Origin of the sequence: Leptothoe sp. PORK10 BA2 (assembly GCF_034932105.1) — a bacterium.
Taxonomy (GTDB): Bacteria; Cyanobacteriota; Cyanobacteriia; order Phormidesmidales; family Phormidesmidaceae; genus Leptothoe.
In genome coordinates this window covers 15,358-34,890 of the sequence record NZ_JAYGIG010000004.1, presented here as the reverse complement: position 1 = coordinate 34,890, position 19,533 = coordinate 15,358, and the positions used below count along the sequence as shown (strand labels likewise).

General features: G+C 51.9%; 12 protein-coding genes and 1 pseudogene. 9 read left to right on the top strand and 4 right to left on the bottom strand.

Annotated features, from left to right (window positions below; genetic code table 11):
* The first annotated feature begins 5 nt into the window (after positions 1-5).
* From VB741_RS02150 to VB741_RS02135, 4 genes are all read left to right on the top strand, one after another.
* A complete protein-coding gene (locus VB741_RS02150; protein ID WP_323363493.1) occupies positions 6-1,094 on the top strand; it encodes a chemotaxis protein CheW in 1,089 nt (362 codons plus the stop codon).
* 80 nt (positions 1,095-1,174) lie between these two features.
* Positions 1,175-2,533, top strand: a complete 1,359-nt coding sequence (locus tag VB741_RS02145; RefSeq protein ID WP_323363492.1) for a methyl-accepting chemotaxis protein — start codon at positions 1,175-1,177, stop codon at positions 2,531-2,533.
* Positions 2,534-2,559: 26 nt separating this feature from the next.
* Positions 2,560-4,974, top strand: coding sequence for a hybrid sensor histidine kinase/response regulator (locus tag VB741_RS02140; protein WP_323363491.1), 2,415 nt, complete (start codon positions 2,560-2,562; stop codon positions 4,972-4,974).
* 2 nt (positions 4,975-4,976) lie between these two features.
* Positions 4,977-5,390: a response regulator gene (locus VB741_RS02135; RefSeq protein WP_323363490.1), complete on the top strand. Its 414-nt coding sequence runs from the start codon at positions 4,977-4,979 to the stop codon at positions 5,388-5,390.
* Positions 5,391-5,724: 334 nt separating this feature from the next.
* Here the strand turns inward: VB741_RS02135 and VB741_RS02130 are convergent, their stop codons facing one another.
* A complete protein-coding gene (locus VB741_RS02130; RefSeq protein WP_323363489.1) occupies positions 5,725-6,990 on the bottom strand; it encodes a M20 family metallo-hydrolase in 1,266 nt (421 codons plus the stop codon).
* Positions 6,991-7,388: 398 nt separating this feature from the next.
* Positions 7,389-8,624 (bottom strand): Zn-dependent hydrolase, encoded by a 1,236-nt coding sequence (locus VB741_RS02125; protein ID WP_323363488.1) that lies wholly within the window; start codon positions 8,622-8,624, stop codon positions 7,389-7,391.
* Positions 8,625-9,225: 601 nt separating this feature from the next.
* Here VB741_RS02125 and VB741_RS02120 point away from each other — a divergent pair.
* The 3 genes from VB741_RS02120 to VB741_RS02110 all read left to right on the top strand — a co-directional run bounded on the left by VB741_RS02120 (position 9,226) and on the right by VB741_RS02110 (position 13,559).
* Positions 9,226-11,340: a hydantoinase/oxoprolinase family protein gene (locus tag VB741_RS02120; RefSeq protein WP_323363487.1), complete on the top strand. Its 2,115-nt coding sequence runs from the start codon at positions 9,226-9,228 to the stop codon at positions 11,338-11,340.
* Positions 11,341-11,425: 85 nt separating this feature from the next.
* Complete coding sequence (locus VB741_RS02115; protein WP_323363486.1) at positions 11,426-13,243, top strand: hydantoinase B/oxoprolinase family protein; 1,818 nt, start codon at positions 11,426-11,428, stop codon at positions 13,241-13,243.
* A gap of 100 nt (positions 13,244-13,343) precedes the next feature.
* Positions 13,344-13,559, top strand: a complete 216-nt coding sequence (locus tag VB741_RS02110; RefSeq protein ID WP_323363485.1) for a hypothetical protein — start codon at positions 13,344-13,346, stop codon at positions 13,557-13,559.
* A gap of 70 nt (positions 13,560-13,629) precedes the next feature.
* On the opposite strand, the gene uvrA is transcribed toward VB741_RS02110, so the two are convergent.
* Together uvrA and codA are read right to left on the bottom strand one after the other, a co-directional pair.
* Complete coding sequence (gene uvrA / locus VB741_RS02105) at positions 13,630-16,782, bottom strand: excinuclease ABC subunit UvrA (protein ID WP_323363484.1); 3,153 nt, start codon at positions 16,780-16,782, stop codon at positions 13,630-13,632.
* 262 nt (positions 16,783-17,044) lie between these two features.
* Positions 17,045-18,307 carry a cytosine deaminase gene (gene codA, locus VB741_RS02100; protein ID WP_323363483.1) on the bottom strand — a complete coding sequence of 421 codons (1,263 nt, stop codon included), beginning with the start codon at positions 18,305-18,307 and terminating at the stop codon, positions 17,045-17,047.
* 272 nt (positions 18,308-18,579) lie between these two features.
* Here codA and VB741_RS02095 point away from each other — a divergent pair.
* Positions 18,580-18,894, top strand: a pseudogene (locus VB741_RS02095) (DDE-type integrase/transposase/recombinase); the annotation flags it as partial.
* Between the two features lie 122 nt (positions 18,895-19,016).
* Positions 19,017-19,514 (top strand): hypothetical protein, encoded by a 498-nt coding sequence (locus VB741_RS02090; protein ID WP_323363481.1) that lies wholly within the window; start codon positions 19,017-19,019, stop codon positions 19,512-19,514.
* The last annotated feature ends 19 nt before the right edge of the window (positions 19,515-19,533 follow it).

Here is a 19,533-nt window from a genome sequence, read left to right as displayed (position 1 = left end):
TTATTATGGAAAACCAAGTCTACCTGATTTTTGAACTTAACGATTTGAGGTATGGTATCGAGATACCTCAGGTTAGAGAGATTTTTGAACTGCCCGAGCTGACACCGATGGCGGATGCACCGGGTGACATCATCGGTATCCTGGACTACAGAGGAACGGTTCTGCCCATTATGCATCTGGCCAAGCGTCTAGGGCAGGACAGTCCACCTTGCCAATTGAGCGATAGTATCATTGTTATAGAATGGCAGGGGCTGAAAGTTGGCATGGTCGTCAACCAGGTCCATGACGTACAATCTTTTGCTAACTCCAGCATCGAACCCGTTCCTACCCACGAGCTTAGACAGCATACCCATACAGCGTTTGCAACAGGCATTGCGAAGACAAGCGATACTCTGATTACGTTGTTGAATCCAGAAACGCTGATCCGCCAAACTGATGAGGTGGCGATGATGGCCTGGGAAGCCGAACTCAATGATCTGGACCAGGATGCGTCAGCCTATCCCCAGGAACAGATATTTGAAGTCTCGTCTGGCCCAGTCCTGACCAGCTTCTTCTCTCTCTATTGCCCCAAGGCTACCGCCGCCGAAAGGCGAGTTTTCCGGCAGCGGGCTAGTAATCTGAAAATATCTTTAGATAGTTCTGATGCCAGTGACTTGATGGCATTGGCTGTGATTGGCTTGGGGGAAGAATACTTTGGTGTGGAATTACAGCAGGTCAGAGAATTTATCAATACTCGCCATGTTATGCCAATTCCCTGTTGTCCTAACCACATTCTGGGCAACATGAATCTACGGGGAGAAGTAATGACTTTAATTGATATTCGTAAGGCTCTAAATCTGCCGGAATCAGATAGCAAAACAACTAAGGCCGTCATTATCGAGGCCGATGATATTGTTGCTGGAATCACGGTAGATCAGGTTTTAGATGTAATTTATTTGCCACCCTCAGATATTTCTGCAATGCCCGCAGCCGTGCCCAAGCATTTTCAAGGTTTTTTTCAAGGGGTTACCCATTATTACCAAAAAACCTTGAGCATTCTGGATCTCTCCAAACTTCTTTCTCAAGGGGACTTAGTTGTAGATCAGACAACCTAAATGCCCATTTAGTTCAGTCATTGCTCGACCATTAATGTTCTCCAAATCAAAATTCTAAAAAATAATACAGGAGTGATTGTATGAAGATTACCACCCAGTTAAAAATGACCGTTGCCGGACTCGCTATCTTTACCATAGGCACAGCCTCTTGGGCATACTTGGGGACAAAAGACGGTGAATTAGACGCCAGTCTTGTAAACCAGGCTGGTATTGTTCGAGGGGCTACTCAGAGACTGGTTAAGTTAGAAACGAATAGTCAACCCAGTGATGAACTGATCCAAAAGCTGGATCAGTTGAACAGTGCTTTGATCAATGGCGACAAAAGCTTGAATTTGCCCAAAGCCACAGATGCAGAGTATCTGGCTAAAATGCAGAAGGTGAGTGCTGCCTGGGAACAACTGAAAGTAACTATTACTCAATATCGCCAAAATCCTAATCTCGAATCTAAGTTGATTGCGGACAGCGAAGCCTACTTTGAACTAACCAATGACGCTGTATTCGCAGCGGAGGCTATTGCACTCAAGCGATTTAAGCAGGTTGAGCGGCTTGAACTGGCGATTGTAATTCTTGACCTAGCTATATTTATCTTTGTACTTTGGACAATTCAGCGGATTTCCAGCGTACTCCAGAAATCGATTACAACAGTTACTGACAGTTCCTCGGAAATTGCGGCTACGGTGGAAGTGCAGGAACGCCTAATTGCGGATCAGACCAGCTCTGTAACCACGACCACATCTACGATTGAAGAATTGGGTGCGACATCACTGCAGGCCGCTCTCCAAGCTAACTCTTCAGCGACAGGTGCAAAAGAAGCGTTAGACCTATCTGAAACCGGCAGTCAAGCGGTGGAAAGCACGGTGCAGGGAATTGAGGACTTGAAGAATAAGGTGGGTGCGATCGCAGAGCAAATCATGCAGCTGAGTGAGCAAACCGACCAGATTTCCACAATTTCCACCCTGGTGGCCGATGTCGCCGACCAAACCAACATGCTGGCCCTCAACGCAGCGGTAGAAGCTGCCCGAGCTGGAGAACAGGGCAAGGGTTTTGCAGTAGTAGCCAGTGAGATTCGTAAACTAGCTGACCAAAGTCGTGAGTCAGCGAGCAAAATTAACATTCTGGTTGAAGCCATTCAGTCCTCCATTAACAGCACTGTGATGGTGACCGACGAAAGCAACAAAACCGCAAAGGCAGGCATTGAAGTTGCTAGAGGTACGGCGGACGTGTTTAGCCGCATTGCCGCAGCCATTAACGATGTATATGCCAACTCTCAGCAGATTGCCCAGACTGCAAAACAACAGGCAGTGGGGGTACAGCAGGCCGTCTCCGCCATGAACGCCATTAACCTGGGAGCCAAAGAAACGGTAACTGTGGTGAACAAAGTACAAGACTCCGCCGAAGGACTCAAGACCATTGCCCAGAAACTCCAGGTTTCCGTTTAGTCTCCTTTCCCTCACCCTTCTACGTCATGTATATCGAAGACGAAGAGCTGCGTACGCTCTATCGAGATGCCAGCAAGGACCATTTAGACAAATTAGAGGCAGGGTTTCTCCAGTTGGAGCAACAACCAGATGACTTGACTATACTCAAGGACTTACTGCGAGCCACCCACTCCCTCAAAGGAGACTCTCGCATGCTGGGGGTGCAAGATGCAGAAACCCTAACCCATCAGCTAGAAGATTTACTGAGTAGCGTGGAACAGGGGCAGCGGGAGGTCACTCCCCCATTCTGCGACTGTCTCTACCAGGGACTGGATGCGATTCGCAAAATAGCCCATGAAGCCGTCACCGGAAATCCTTCCAATGTCAGCGTGTTTCATGTATTAGCCCAGCTGATGAACGCTGGAGATGTCTCCGCGCCTGAGTCTGAGGTATTAGGTGAGTATCAGGAGCTGGCTGAGACAGATCTTGCCGATCACGAGAGGATGATTCTGTCTACGGTAGAACAACTAGAGCGACAACTAGAGTCAGCTGAGAATGAAGCAGCTAGCGATCAAACAACATCAGACGTTTTCGCCCTAGAAGAGGCTCCAGCACACCCAGAGATAATCATCCCTAGGCCCGTAATCCCTGAGACCGCAATACCCGAAAAATTAGAGCCAGCGGCTAGCTTGGGTGAAAGCTACCAAATTGATACCGTCAGGGTTGAAGCCACCAAGCTTGATACCTTGATGACCCAGGCGGGTGAGTTAGCGGTGACCAAACGACGAATTACCCGCCGCATGGATGATGTCGACAAAATCCTTTCCTTTTGGGAAGGCTGGGTCCGGGATAACTTAGTTGACCGGCTAAACGTGGGTGAGCAGGTTCCCCAAGGGACTGAATCCCTGCAGAGCCTGCAACAGATTACCGAAGACCGGCTCGATCAACTAGGTGACCTGCTAAAACAGCTACGGACTAACGCCTACGAAGATTCTGCCCAGTTGGAAACCCTCTCCAATGATCTAGAATCAGGCATTCTCAAGCTACGTCAGCTGCCGTTGTCCAGTATGTTTAGCCTATTCCCACGGATGGTGCGGGACTTGGCAAAAGAGCAGGGCAAAACTATCAACCTAGTAATTGAAGGGGGGGATATCCAGGCAGATAAACGGATCTTAGAGGAGATGAAGGCTCCCCTCACCCACCTGATCCGCAATGCCATTGACCATGGGATTGAAGCTCCCAGCGAACGTATTGCCATGGACAAACCACCCAAGGCAACCGTTTGGCTTAAAGCCCATCAGCGGGGTAGCCTCATTGACATTGAAGTGGTCGATGATGGCCGTGGTCTGAGCTTAGAGAGTATTAAGCGAACGGCTGTACGTCGGGGGGTGCATACGGAAGCAGCCCTGGCAAAGATGAGCAGGGAACAAATCCAGGACCTGATTTTCATGCCTGGATTTTCCACCCGCAGCACCGTAACTGAGATTTCGGGTAGGGGTGTGGGGCTGGATGTGGTGCGGGTTAATGTTGAGCGTTTGAAGGGTGCCATCCAGGTCAACTCTAATCCAGCCCAAGGCTGCACATTTCGATTTACCCTCAACACAAGTTTGGCCACCGCGTCAGCCCTAATTGTGGCGGCAAACGAAACATCCTATGCCATTCCAGTTGAGTCTGTTGAGGTGATGATGCGGGTAGAACGTCAGGATATTTTTACCCTCGAAGGGAGTCCTACCATCAACTTTCAAGGACAGCCCCTATCCATTGCCTGGTTGAGTGAACTATTGCAAATGCCCGTATCGGTTACAGCACGACTCCAGAGACCGAGGATTGATCACCCATCGATTTCCTGCGTAGTACTCAAAGTGGGTGCAGAAAGATTGGGAGTATTTGTTGATGAATTAATCGACCAGCAAGACATTGTATTAAAACCCCATAGCAAGCTACTCAAACGAGTGCGCAATATTTCGGGAGCTACAATTTTGGGCACAGGGGAAGTCTGTATGGTCCTCAGCCCCCAGGATTTGATCAGATCTGTCAGTGGCACAAGTAGCAAAGAATTCGAACCCATGTTCACCGAATGGGAGCACACCATCACCAAACCGAGGGTGTTGCTAGTGGAGGATTCTATGCCTATTCGTACCCAGGTACGACGGATTTTGGAAGGTGCGGGCTATCAAGTCACCATTGCTGTAGATGGTCTGGATGGTCTGGATAAACTACAGCAGGAGGGCATGTTTGATGCGGTAGTCTCCGATGTAGAAATGCCCAATCTGGATGGTCTAGGGTTAACTAGCCGGATCCGAGAAGAGACAAAATACGAAGATTTACCCATCGTTTTAGTGACTACCTTGGCCGAAGATGATGACAAGCGCCGTGGCGCAGATGCTGGAGCCAATGCCTATATCACCAAAGGTGATTTTGACCAAAGCTTACTTATCGATACCCTAAGGAGATTAATTTAGCCATGTCTACCCCAATCAAAGTTGTTCTTGTTGAAGACTCTGCCATTGCATTACAAATTCTGCAGCGGTTGATCGATTCATCCCCAGAAGTTGATGTCGTTGGTACAGCTCAAGATGGGACTGAGGGATTAAGGGTGATCGCCCAAACCATGCCGGATGTGATCTGTACCGATCTACAAATGCCCAAAATGGATGGTTTGGAATTCACTGCAAAGGTAATGTCTGAATTTCCTCGCCCCATTCTGGTGGTGAGTAACACAGTACACCCGTCCGATGTGGACAATATCTTTAATTTGATGCAGGCTGGGGCTTTAGACTTTTTCCCGAAACCCACATCGGGCACAGCCATGGACTATGAAAAACTCAAAAATGCATTAATTACTAAGATCAAAGTTCTGGCTGGCAAAAAGGTTTAGGGTTGGCAGTGCTCCTTTGAGATTGGCCGCAAGGGTACCAACTCAAAGCGAGACGTTTTCCCAAAAATAGTATCCAGAAGTCAGGAGTCAGGAATCAAGGCCTCACTGGCTTCTGGCCCCTGATTCCCCACCTAGCCAGGATTTTCCGGCTTAAGTTGATCCCCGGCTGCAAGAATCGTCATCTCATTTTGTTTCTGTCATCTCTGTAATCGTTTTCAGGGATGAAAATCCAACAGTATAGCAACCGCTATCAAGGTATTGAAGTCCTTCGATAGCGGTTGCTATTTTATGGGCCCACCTATGCAGAAAGTCTGCGTAGGAGAAGATAGGCTACCTACATGGCTAGCTGTAACAACACTTGTAATAGCACATTGGCCCCATTCTCTAAATCTTCGGGAGCTGTGTACTCTTTCACATTGTGGCTAATGCCGTTGACGCTGGGGACAAAAATCATGGCGGTGGGGGCCATGGGGGCAATCAGCCCCGCATCATGACCGGCTCCACTGGGCATGGATTTGACCGATAGTCCTAATGTCTGAGCAGTGTTTGTGACGAGCTCAATCATCCCAGGGTCAAAAACAACAGGTTCAAAGCGAGCTAGGGAATGGCTGGTAATCTCTAAACCCTCTGCCTTGGCAATGGCGTTGATTTTTGCACTCATTGCAGCTTCGGCCTGTTGTAAACAGGTTTCGTCGGTGTTGCGCAGGTCCAGCGTGAGGCAGGCTTCTTTGGCAATTACGTTAACCAGACCGGGGGTGAGTTTTATAGAGCCAACGGTAGCCACTTGATTGCCACCCATTTCTAGGGCGAGATGACGGGCGGCGGTTGCGATCGCACTCGCCCCATACCCTGCATCATGGCGCAAATGCATCGGCGTAGTCCCCGCATGGTTCGACACCCCTTTCACGGTGTACTCTTTCCATGACATGCCCTGCACCCCCGTCACCGCACCAATCTGAACGCCTTCTAGTGCCAGGACAGGTCCCTGCTCAATGTGCAATTCTACAAAGGCCCTTACCGGCTGACTCCCGCAGGGCACTGGGCCAGCATAGCCAATGCGCTCTAGATTTTCGCCCACGGTGGTACCGTCAATCCCCACTGACGCCAGTGCTTCGGCCACCGGAAAATCACCGCGAAAAACCCAGCTACCCATCATGTCAGGGTGAAAGCGGGCTCCTTCTTCATTGGTGAAAAAGGCCACAGCTAGAGGATAACGAGTTTGAATGTTGTTGTCATTTAGGGTAGCGATAATTTCTAAGCCGGCGAGTACCCCTAAATTGCCATCGTAACGCCCCCCAGTGGCTACCGTGTCGATGTGGGAGCCGGTCATGATTGGAGGACCCGGTTCCTGGCCTGGGCGGGTGGCAACAACATTGCCAATTTGGTCAATGGTAATGGTGAGACCAAGTTCTCTCATCCAACTAACCACCAAGTCTCGACCGGCTTTGTCTTCGTCGGTCAGGGCTAGGCGACAAACGCCGTTACCGGGGATCGCTCCGATTTGGGCCAGCTGATCCAGTCGTTGAAGCAGGCGATCTATATTGATGCGCAAATCTGTGAGGGTGGACGAGTTGGCAAGGGAAGAGAGCTGAGAAACCATCGTAGATTTAACCCTGGCGAATTAACATGACTGTTGAACTTACTTAGGGCTTGCTGAATAATTCAGAAGCACTGGTATATAGTCGTTTCAGATAATAAAGTCGAAGTTAAGTGCAAGGTCATTTTATGAGTTTTCAATGGTTTCAGCCAATTTACCCTTGCACCGACCTATCGACACAGCCTGAAAAGATAACGTATTTGCGTCGGTTCAGCCCTAAAAAAGGCAGATTAGACTTTTTCAGCAAGCCCTACTTAAATCTTATCGAAAGATTCCATTGATCGGCCTTAGGTTATCTATCCCAAAGTATTGGCTACCCACAAACAAAGGCTCATAACATTCTCATAACATTTGTCAGATAAATCGAATGGGTGGAACTGAACAGCCCCTCAGATTTCAGCTCAAGTCAATTCATCCAGCTGCAACAGCGTATGTAACAACACATCAGCTCCCTGACCACATTGTTCTGGCGAGGTGTATTCATCTTCCGCATGGCTCACCCCTGCCTGGCTAGGCACAAAAATCATGCCCATCTGGGTAAACCGACCAATTTCCTGGGCATCGTGGATGGCTCGGCTGGGCATAGAATAATGGCTCAGACCTAGGGAGTCACACACGCTGGCAATCGTATCTTGGATCCTAGGACTGGCCAGGGTAGGATTGACCGCATGTTGGCGTTCTAACTGGATCTGAGTGCCCGTAGCCGCTGCGATGGCTTGCACCCGTTGCTGTAAGGATTGCACCATCACCTCAAGGGTTTCTAAAGATAAATCTCGCAAGTCGATGGTGAGGTCCACCAGCCCTGGCACAATGTTGGCAGCATTGGGAGTGACATTGAGATATCCCACGGTGGCCACCTGGTCCCCAGGCATGTCTACTGCCACATCGTGGACTGCGGCCACCAGTAAAGAAGCGGCATAAAGGGCATCCTGGCGCATATCCATGGGGGTGGTCCCCGCGTGATTGGGCCGACCTGAAATGGTGACTCGGTAGCGCTGGAGACTGACAATGCCCTGCACTACACCAACTTGGCATTCTTTAGTTTCTAAAACTCCCCCCTGTTCCACATGTAATTCCAGATAGGCAGCGATATCTTGGGCCGTACGTTGGGCGGTGGTTAGGGCATCCCAGTCACCGCCAATTCTCTGGAGACAGGTTTGAATCGGGGTGCCATCCAACCGACGGTAAAATTCCCCATCGGTATCATGGGCATTACCTGCCATGGCCTTACTGCCAATCATTTCCCCTTCTTCATCGGTGAATACGATCACTTCAATAGGATGCTTCAGGCGTTGTCCCGCTTCATGCAATGTGGCGACAACCTCAATACCGGCCAACACCCCCAGGGCTCCGTCGTAGCGGCCACCGGCAGGTACCGTATCAATGTGGGAGCCGGTGGCTAGGGCTGGCAGGTCCTGGACCCCAGGGTAGCGACCGATAATGTTACCAGCGGCATCAATGGTGATGTCCATGGCCACCTGTTCCATGGCGGTGATCACCATTTGGCGAGCTGCCAGGTCTTCTGGACTGTAGGCTGTGCGGCGCACACCGCCACAGGAGAGTTGTCCAATGGTGGCAAGGTCACTCAATCGTTTTTGGAGGCGAGTGTAATTAGTCTGTAAGGCGACGGTAACCATAGGGAATGCCAAAACTCAGAATTCTATCGTCCCTGGAAAAGCGTTAGAGGATTGTTATTAAAATTACCTAATAGAGACTTGTATCTTAGCAAAGCATTGTTATCCCATCCTGCACTCAAAGTGTCAGGGCTAATTGGATCAAATCTCACCGAAAGGGGTGGATAGCCTCAACGTTCTCTCAAATAGCAGGGGTAGTTTGTCCCTTTAGGGGAAAGTCTTCAATTAACGTCAGGGGCTGTTAAGAAATAACCTCATGGTTTTGGTGTTCCCCCTGTTCAAGGGGGCTATAGGGCTCCCTCAGGCTCAAAAGGGTGATCGATCCACTTAAAGCCCCCTAAAGCTCCCTAAAGATCTCAGAGCAGGCGCAAGGCATAAGAAAAAGGGAAAGGCTAGAGAATCCATGGAGTAATCATGAATCAAGCCCTCAGGTGGTGAACTACCAAAGGTATAGGTTGATTTTCAACGGTTCCTCAAAGTATTACAGTTCGTTACTGATTATTCGCTCCATCATTGAAATCCCGTTAAACGGTACATGCTGAACACTTCGCCTCAGGGAAAATGCTTAAGATCCCCGCGATAGCTTCTACCTTAGGGACCGAGCATGAAACTCATCGGCGTAGACATTGGTGGCACGTTTACTGATTTGATCCTGGCAGATGTGGCACTGCAACAAACCTGGATTCATAAGGTCCCAACGACGGTGGAGGATCCCTCCATTGCCATGATGCAGGGGATAGCGACCCTGTGTGAGATGGCCCAGGCGGACTACGGTGACATTGAGCATGTGCTCCACGGTACGACCATTGCCACCAATACGCTGCTGACCCATGATGGGGCGCACACGGGAATGGTAACGACGAAGGGCTATCGGGATATTATCCACATTGGGCGACACCAGCGCCCCCAGCATTATTCCATCATGCAGGATATTCCGTGGCAGGCGAGACCGTTGGTGAAAAGACGCGATCGCAAAGTCGTCTCCGAACGCCTCGATCCTAAAGGCCACACCCTCACCCCCCTGGATGAAGCCGAAGCCAAAACCGCCATCCTAGAACTCAAAGCAGCTGGCGTAGACTCCATCGCCATTTGTTTTCTCAACTCGTACTTTGATTCCCGCCACGAAGAACGGGTAGCGGCCATCGCTAAAGAACTTTATCCTGAAGCCTTTATCACCACCAGCGCCAGCATCTTTCCCCAGTTCCGAGAGTTTGAACGGTTCACCACCGCCTGTATTAACGCCTTCGTTGGTCCCAAGGTAAGACGCTACATCCAAAATCTCAGCCATAGCCTCAAAGAACAATCCGTGCGGGGCGAACTGCACATCATGCGCTCCAACGGGGGGGTGGCCACTGCCGAGGTGGCAGGAGAACAGCCAGTTACCCTGTTGCTATCAGGGTTGGCCGCTGGCGTGCTTGGCGGAGCAGCCGCTGGTGCCCAGTCTCAACGAGACCGACTGATTACTTTTGACATGGGAGGCACCAGCACCGACATTGGCATTGTCACCGAGCGGGGCTTTGCCGAAGCCACCGCACGGGATACCTGGATTGCCGGATACCCGGTGATGGTACCCATGATCGATGTGCACACCATTGGGGCCGGTGGCGGCAGCATTGCCTATGTCGACGGTGGCGGCGCGTTTCGGGTAGGTCCCCGCAGTGCTGGGGCTGAACCGGGTCCCGTTTGCTACGACAAGGGGGGCACCGAGGTCACTGTGACCGATGCCAATGTAGTGCTCAATCGGCTGGACCCAGACTATTTTCTCGGGGGTGAAATGACCATCTACCCAGAGAAAGCCTTTGCGGCGGTGCAGGCGCTGGCAGATCACATGGGGTTGGACCTCTACGAAACCGCAGCCGGGATTCTCACCATTGTGAATAACAACATGGCCAATGCCATCCGCTCCCGCACCATCCAAAAAGGACAGGACCCCCGGCAGTTTGCCCTGGTAGCCCAGGGTGGCGCTGGCCCTCTCCATGCCGCTGAAGTGGCCCTATCCCTGGGCATCCCCGAAGTGATTGTCCCCCGCTATCCCGGCATTACCTCCGCCATGGGCCTCCTCACCACCGACCTCAAGCACGATCTGATCCAAAACGAATTTACCCTCAGCACCGAGCCCAATCTGCCTAAACTCAACGCCGATTTACAAGCCCTAGAAGATCAGGTCAAAGAACAACTTAGGGCCGATGGCTTTAGCGAAACAGACATGACCCTACAACGGTTCGCCGACTGTCGCTATGTGGGCCAAGGCTACGAATTACGAGCCCTAGTACCCAGTGGCATGCTAGATGAGACAGCCCTGCAAACCGTCTGGCAACAGTTCCACGATCTCCACACCGCTGAGTATGGCCATGCCTTCCCAGAAAACCCGGTGGAGTTAGTCACCCTCAGGGTCACCGGTACCGGCCCCATGCCCAAACTCTCAGACTTCCCCGCACCCACCCAGGGAGACTTGAAAGACGCCTGGTTAAAAACAGCCGTCACCTACTTCCGAGTCAACGGCCAGCTAGAACAATATTCCACCCAATTCTTTGACCGAGACCGATTACCCATGGCAGCCCAAATCGAAGGTCCCGCCGTCATCTTCCAAAAAGACTCCACCATTCTGTTACCTCCCCACAGCCGCACAACCGTAGAAGCCAACGGCAATCTAATCATTCGCTTAACCAATGAGTCCTTAGTGGATAAAGCCCTAGAAATGGCCACTTCGGTCACATAGCCACTATTTTCTCCCCTCCCAGGAGGGGATTGGCTTGTACCCTACTTAAATCCTCATTCCTTACAAAATTGCCGGTTACCTTGCTATGACAATCTCTCCTCCCCAACTCCGCCAACTCCCTAAAATCGACCCCGTCACCGCCCAGGTCATTGCCGGAGCCCTCAACGGCATCGCCCTGGAAATGGGGCACAAGCTGGCTCGCATGTCCTACTCCAGCATCATTCGTGAGTCCGAGGACTTTGGTGCCGCCATTCTCGATGCCGACTGTCAACAGCTGGCCGAATGCGCCTATAGTACCCCCCTCCAGCTCGGCCCTATTCCTGGCTATATGCAAGGCGTACTCAAAGCCATGGCAGAAGACGGAGAGGAGTTTTACCCCGGTGATATCATTCTGCACAATCACCCCTACTATGGGGCCTCCCACGGTCCAGACATTGGCATTGGTATTCCCATCTTCCGTGGAGAAGACCTGATTGGTTACTCCTTCACCACCGCCCATCACCTGGATATTGGCTCATCGTCTCCCGGCAGTTGCGGCATTGTGGATGCCGTGGATGCCTTTGCTGAAGGGCTACAGTTCAAGGCCGTAAAAATCTACGAAAGGGGTGTCAAAAACCGTCAGGTTTGGCGCATGCTGCGGCAAAACATTCGTAGTGCCCAAGTGGTGGTGGGCGACATTGAAGCTCAAGTGGCAGCCTGCCGAGTGGGTGAACAACGGTTTCTAGAACTGGTGGATCAGTATGGACTAGATACGGTGCTTGCCGCCAGCGAAGTCCTCATGAACTATTCCGAACGGATGATCCGTCAGGCGATTGCCAAGCTGCCCGATGGCACCTACTACGATGAGGGTTTTATCGATGGGTTCTTGGACGACCCAGACCCCAGTAAAAAAGACTTAAAAATTGCTGTTACGGTCACCATTGACGGTAGCGACATGACCATCGACCTCACGGGCACCGCGCCCCAAATCGATGACCGTCCCATCAACATGCCCTTTGTCGGCACGGTGGATATTGCCATTTTTGTTACCCTGCGGTCCGTCTTGCTCGATACCGCCCTGATGGAATATGTCCCCCAGAATTCTGGCTTGACCCGTCCCATTCACATTGTTGCCCCCAAGGGCTGTCTGGCAAATCCCATTTATCCGGCTCCGGTGATTGCCCGCTGCTGTCCCGGCAACATTGTTGCGGATACCTTGATGAAAGTGCTGGCCCAGGTGGCTCCCCAGAATATCAGTGGTGGCATTGGCAATATCAAGGTGGTGTCCTACAGTGGTGCCCTGGATGAAGACTATTGGGTCTATATGGATATTACCGAGGGCAGCTACGGGGGGCGCTATGGGAAGGATGGCATGGATGGGGTGGATACCCTTTATGCTAATACCCGTAACAATCCTATCGAAGATATTGAGGCCCATTTACCCCTCAGGGTAACCCGCTATGAGCTGATCGAAGATGCTAGCGGTGCTGGGAAATGGCGCGGGGGGCTAGGCTCGATTAGGGATATGCAGTTTCTCTCACCGGGGCAAATGTCTTTGGAGGGTGAGGGGAATAAGTATGCGCCCTGGGGCATTTTTGGTGGAGAAGACGGTACACCGGGCGGGGTGCAAGTTTTCAATGCCAATCATGAGGGGCATGAGGGGGAGGGGGTACAAATTTTACCGTCTAAGTTTCCCTGTCGTAAAACTAAGCCTGGCGATACGTTGCGTACCATTAGCCCCTGTGGTGGCGGCTACGGCAACCCGTTGGAACGTGAGCCAGCGATGATCTTGGAAGATGTCCTGGATGGGTTTCTGACGGTGGAATCGGCCAAGCGGGACTACTTGGTGGAGATTGACCCGGTCACCCTCAAGGTAGATGCAGCCGCCACTGCATCCCTCCGAGGCAATCACTACGGGGAATAAGACATGGAGCCGGGTGCGCCGTTAACCGTCTTTTAAGCAATCGCCATCTTTTTAAAAAGTTGTTAGCTTATAGGCGTACCTCTTTTCATCACCTGCCATCATGTTTTTTCCTTTCTGTAACTCGTCTGCTGCCGGTAGCTGTACCCGTGGTGACTATGCCAGTTTCTATGCCCATTGCCAAAAAATGAGGCTGGAATGGCTTAAGGCTACTCGCGATCGCATGCAGGTCCACCTAGCCGCTATGAATGCTGCCATTACCGAACTGGAAGGCCAGATTCCAGCGGATAGCGAGCCATCCACCGAATCAGCCGCTTAGGCTTGAAACAGCGGGTTGATTAACCCGCTGTTTAGCTCAGACCTAACGGCTTCAACCCCGTCCAATCGGCCTATCCTTTAGGTGGATGTTGAGCCAACACATGTTTCAAATAATGGCCCGTGTAGGAATTCTCCACCTGGGCCACCTCCTCCGGTGTCCCCTCGGCAATAATCTCTCCGCCCCGGTCGCCACCCTCCGGCCCTAGGTCAATAATCCAGTCGCAGCAACGGATCACATCCAGGTTGTGCTCAATCATCACCACCGAATTGCCCTTGTCCACTAGGCGTTGCACCACATCCAACAACTTGTGAACATCGTAAAACGACAGTCCGGTGGTGGGCTCATCAATCAAATACATGGTCTTACCCGTGGAACGCCGGGCCAGCTCAGACGCTAGCTTCATCCGCTGTGCTTCTCCACCAGAGAGGGTGGGAGCCGTCTGTCCCAGACGAATATAGCCCAGCCCCACATCCACCATGGTCTGTAGCTTGCTGGCTGCCTTATGGATATTCTCAAAGAAGTGCAACGCCTCTTCCGCCGTCATATTCAGCACATCTGAGATGGTCTTGCCCTTGTACTTGACCTGCAATGTCTCACGGTTATAGCGTGCCCCTTTGCACACCTCGCACTGCACATACACATCGGGCAGAAAGTTCATGGCAATGACATTCACCCCCTGCCCCCCACAGGCTTCGCAACGGCCACCCTTCACATTAAAAGAGAACTGTCCCCGCTTATAGCCCCGAGCCTTGGCCTCGATCGTCTCAGAAAACAGATCCCGAATCACATCAAACACCCCCGTGTAGGTGGCCGGATTGGAACGGGGGGTGCGGCCAATGGGGGACTGGTCAATCACAATGGCCTTATCTAGGGCACTCAGACCCTGAATGGGCTCCATTTCATTGGGTTCCGGTACTTTGCTACCAAAGTTATGCTGCAGGGCCGGGTACAGCAGCTCATTAATGAGGGTGGATTTTCCAGACCCCGACACACCGGTAATGCAAACAAACTTACCCAGGGGAATATCAACATCGATATTCTGCAAGTTGTTGCGGCGGGCATTGCGAATGAGCAGCTTACGACTGTTGCCGGGTCGCCGTTCAGCGGGCGTGTCGATCCCCATGCGCCCAGACAAATAGGCCCCTGTGAGGGATTCTTTACTGTTTAGCAGGTCATTAATATCGCCATTAACAACAATGTCACCACCGTGGACTCCCGCCCTGGGGCCAATATCCACTAGGTGGTCCGCCGCGCGAATGGTGTCTTCGTCATGTTCCACGACGATCAGGGTATTGCCCAAATTGCGCAGTCGGTTGAGGGTCTTTAGGAGGCGTTCGTTATCCCGCTGGTGTAGACCAATACTGGGCTCATCTAGAACGTATAGCACACCCGTCAGCCCTGCCCCGATCTGGGTAGCTAGGCGAATGCGCTGGGCCTCGCCGCCGGAGAGGGTCATGGCGGTCCGGTCCAGGGTGAGGTAGTCCAATCCCACATCTAACAAAAAGGTGAGTCGGGCTTTGATTTCCTTCAGCACCAGCTCACCAATGGCCAGCTGTTTCTTAGTCAGGAGAGGCTCACCGCCATTGCTCCCCATGACATCTTCAACATTGTTCAAACAGTCGCGGATGGAAACACTGGTGAAGTCGAGAATGTTGTAGGGTCCCAGTTTGACCGCTAGGGACTCTGGCCGCAGCCGGGCTCCGTGACAGGTTTCACAGACTTGGTCGACGAGATACTTCTCTAACTTTTGTTTGTAGAGATCAGATGTGCTCTCGTGGTACTGCCGGTCCAGAATGGGTAGGACACCTTCATATTTACGTTCGTAGCCTTTTTTGTCGCGGTAGCGGGAGTCGGTTTCGATGTAAATTTTGTCGGGAGAACCGTGGAGGATAATGTGCCGCTGTTCATCGGTGAGGCTCTCCCAGGAGGATTGAATTTCGAAACCGTAGGCTTTGCCGACGCTGTAGAGCAGGGAGAAGTAGTAGGTGTTGTCCTTGTCGGACCAGGGTGCGATCGCAGCATACACTGGCAAGCTCGGGTCCGGCACCACCAGTTCCGCATTAAACCGCCGATGGCTACCCAAACCATGGCAGTCGGGGCAAGCGCCATAGGGCGAATTAAACGAAAACAGCCGGGGAGACAGCTCATCCATCACCGCCCCATGCTCGGGACAGGCAAAATTCTCAGAAAAAACTAGCTCCGACGGTAGTTTACCGCCATAATCCCCCTCCGCTTCTGCTGCCATGGGCATCTTGGCCTTCCCTTTGCCCTTCAGCGGCACCACATTGTCCGGCTTGCGGTCTTCCAGGATATCAATAATGGCAATGCCCTCAGCCCGCTTCAGACAGGTAGCCAAAGAATCCGCCAGCCGTTCCTGGATGTCGTCCTTCTTCACCAGGCGGTCCACCACCACCTCAATGTCATGGGTCTTATTCTTAGCCAGCTCAATGTTGTCGTTCAGCTCTCGGATTTCGCCGTTCACCCGCACCCGCACAAACCCTTCCGCCGCTAAGCCCGATAGTAATTTGGCATGGGTCCCTTTCTTGCCCCGCACCACCGGAGCCAAAATCTGAAACCGGGTACGGTCCGGCAGCGCCATCACCTGGTCCAGCATTTGGTCAATGGCCTGGGGTGCAATAGAGCGATCGCACTGGGGACAGTGGGGTTGCCCGGCCCGACCGTAGAGCAGTCGCAGGTAGTCATAGATTTCCGTCACCGTACCCACCGTCGATCGGGGGTTGTGGGAGGTGGACTTCTGGTCAATGGAAATGGCCGGACTCAGCCCCTCAATGGAGTCCACATCAGGCTTATCCACCTGACCCAAAAACTGTCGGGCATAGGCACTGAGGGACTCCACATAGCGCCGCTGCCCCTCAGCAAAAATCGTATCGAAGGCGAGGGAGGACTTACCGGAACCAGAAACGCCAGTAAACACAATCATCTGGTTGCGGGGCAGGTCCAGATTGATGTTCTTCAGGTTGTGCTGACGGGCACCGCGAATGCGGATCAGGGAGTCCGATAGGTTGGTGAGTGGAGCCGTCTGGCCAGCTGTGGCACCTTTGCCAGCCGTGGCACCCTTGCCACCCTTGCCAGCCGTGGCACCCTTGCCATTTGTGCTGGCCTTACCAGGGGCGGCTTTGCCACTGGCCTGCTGGCTAGAAGCCTTACCATTGCTGCTGGATTTGCTTGTCTTGGCCGTTTTAGAGGTCTTTGACTGGGGCATGGGGGCAAATGGGGATTACAGCGCAGGCAGATAGATCATACCGAAACTAATAAATTAGTACTAGTACAATCACAACATTTATTTATAGTAAGTCATAGAGCTTAGTCATGTCGTGTTGACCAGGGCAAAAAGGATGCAGCAACAACACCCATGCCATGGGGTATCCGATACTCTTCCACACCTTCCACTGAGTAAAGTTTAAGTTTGTATTTTCTGTCACGCTCTTTGTCCTTTTGCGACATCAGGCGTGCCGTCTGGCCCATCAGTCCACATCCCGCTGCCATTTAACCTGGGGTGACGCGGTTTCCACCAGCACTTGCCCACGGGAAATGACATGGCTGACGGTGGGTCGACGGCGGATGGCGTCATACTTATCGCTGCTGTCTAACACAATCAGGTTGGCCGGTTTCCCCACCGCTATGCCGTAGGAGTCCTGTAGGTTCAGCGTGCGGGCTCCGTGGGTGGTGGCCATGTCATAGCAGGCATCCATTTCTTCGAGGCCGGTCATTTGGCATAGGTGGACGGCCATGGAGATGACGTCGAGCATGTTGCCGGTGCCGAGGCCATACCAAGGGTCTTGGATGCAGTCATGACCGAGGCTCACATTCAGTCCGGCCTGCCACAACTCTTTAACGCGGGTGAGGCCCCGGCGTTTGGGATAGGTATCAGTGCGGCCCTGGAGGGTAATGTTGATTAACGGGTTGGCGATGAAGTTAATCCCAGAGCGTTTGAGAAAGCCCATGAGTTTAAGGGCATAGGCGTCGTTATAGGAGCCAAATGCGGTGGTGTGGCTGGCGGTGACTTTTTCTTGGAGGCCCGTTTGCAATGCACAGGCGGAGACCACTTCGAGAAAGCGAGATTGGTCGTCGTCGATTTCGTCGCAGTGGATGTCGATCAATCGGTTATATTTTTCGGCTAGCTCAAAGATGCGATGGACCGAGCGGACGCCGTCTTCGCGGGTGAGTTCGTAGTGGGGAATGCCGCCGACGGCATCAGCTCCCAGGATGATGGCTTCTTCGATCAGTTCGTCGTTTTTGGGACTGCCATTTTTAGGGTTACTGTAGATGCCGTCTTGGGGAAAAGCGACGATCTGTAATGTGATCCAGCCTTTGACTAGATCGCGCACTTCGAGCAGACCCTCTAGGGCGGTGAGGTTGGGTTCACTGACGTCGACGTGGCTACGGACAAATAGGGTACCCTGGCTGGCCATGAGTTTGAGGGCGGCGATGGCCCGGTGTTTGACATCGTCCGTGGTTAGGGTTTGCTTGCGATCGCGCCAGATTTCGATGCCTTCAAATAGAGTACCGCTTTGGTTGTGGCGCGGTTGACCGACGGTTAAGGCTGAGTCTAGGTGAATGTGGGATTCGACGAAGGGGGGGCTGACCAGCTGGCCAGAGATGTCGATTTCGGTGGGGGCAGTCATCTCCAGATGCGGGGCAATGGCGATGATGGTATCGCCTTCGATGGCGATGTCGAGGCGGGCGTGGTCGAGGGTGCAGTTTCTAAGGATGAGGGTGGGGGTCATGGGGAAGATGGGCAATATGCTGGTAGTTGCTTAGAAAAGATCTAGCTTAATAGCTGTAGCCCTTTCAGTACCTAACTTAGCAGTAGCACTATCAATTATTATGTATGGTGTCTAAGATCTCTGCTGTGGTTTGTAGGGTGATGACAACGGGTAGGATTGGGCAGTTTTTGCACCTATAGAACAGTGTCGTGAATAGTGATTTAACCCAGTATTTCCTGAATAATGAGCACAAAGCTCCATTTTGAGGACCTGTATCAAGGGTGCTTAGCATGGATGTGTCCGAGTTCTTTTTACTTCGGGGCTTCCAGTTCACCCATAAAACCGTACGAGATTGGGAGGAACGTTTTCTGCCTCATTTTACGGAGCAGATCCGAACAAAACAAAAAGGCCAAGTCGGTAAGATCTGGTTGATTGACGCAACTTTCATTCAAGTAAACGGTGTGTGGTGCTATCTCTATCGGGGCATTGATGAGGATGGCAACCTCCTCGATGCTGGCCTCAGTGCCACCCGAGATATGGCCGGGACCAAAGCCTTCTTTGCCCGGGCCGTCGGTCTTCACGAAGACTCCTCCGAGAAAGCCCAAACACCTCAAATAAAGGGAATTTGACAGATTTTCATCAGTACCCTAAAGGGTACTATCGATAGGCACACACTTCGGATAGTTTTGTTTTGGGCTGCTATTGGCCCGTAAAATTGGTAAGCAAAACGATGATGTCAATTTCTGGTCAGAATCTCAAACAGAATAATTTCAGTCACAACAACCGTCTTATAGCCAGTATCAGCATTTCAGTTTTGTTAACGGTTTTAGCAGGTTGCTCACCCACCTCTGACAATAGCGAGTCCAGCGCCAGTGAGAAAGCGGCTCATGATCGCGAAGTGGCTGCAATTCTGATTAGTAGCGTCGTTACGGAATCGACCAACCACAGTATTGAGCATGTGATTGAGAATAATCCAGCAGCCAAGGTGTTAGAAGCCTGTGCCAACCGAGCAACTGAGTCGATCACGACCTCTCTGTTTGCACCTGTTTTTGAAGAGGGTTATGCGATCGCACTCAAAGAAGCAGCCTCCCAATCGGCTCAGGGAAGTCCAGGCTTCCCGTTAGCTGATACAGATGTAAAAGAGATTTCACTCAATCAAATTCCGCCCATTTTAGACTTTTACTGCAAAGGCTGGCTGGCAGAACAGACCGTTTCCCCCATTAATTAAACCTCTTCTTAGCTCGACT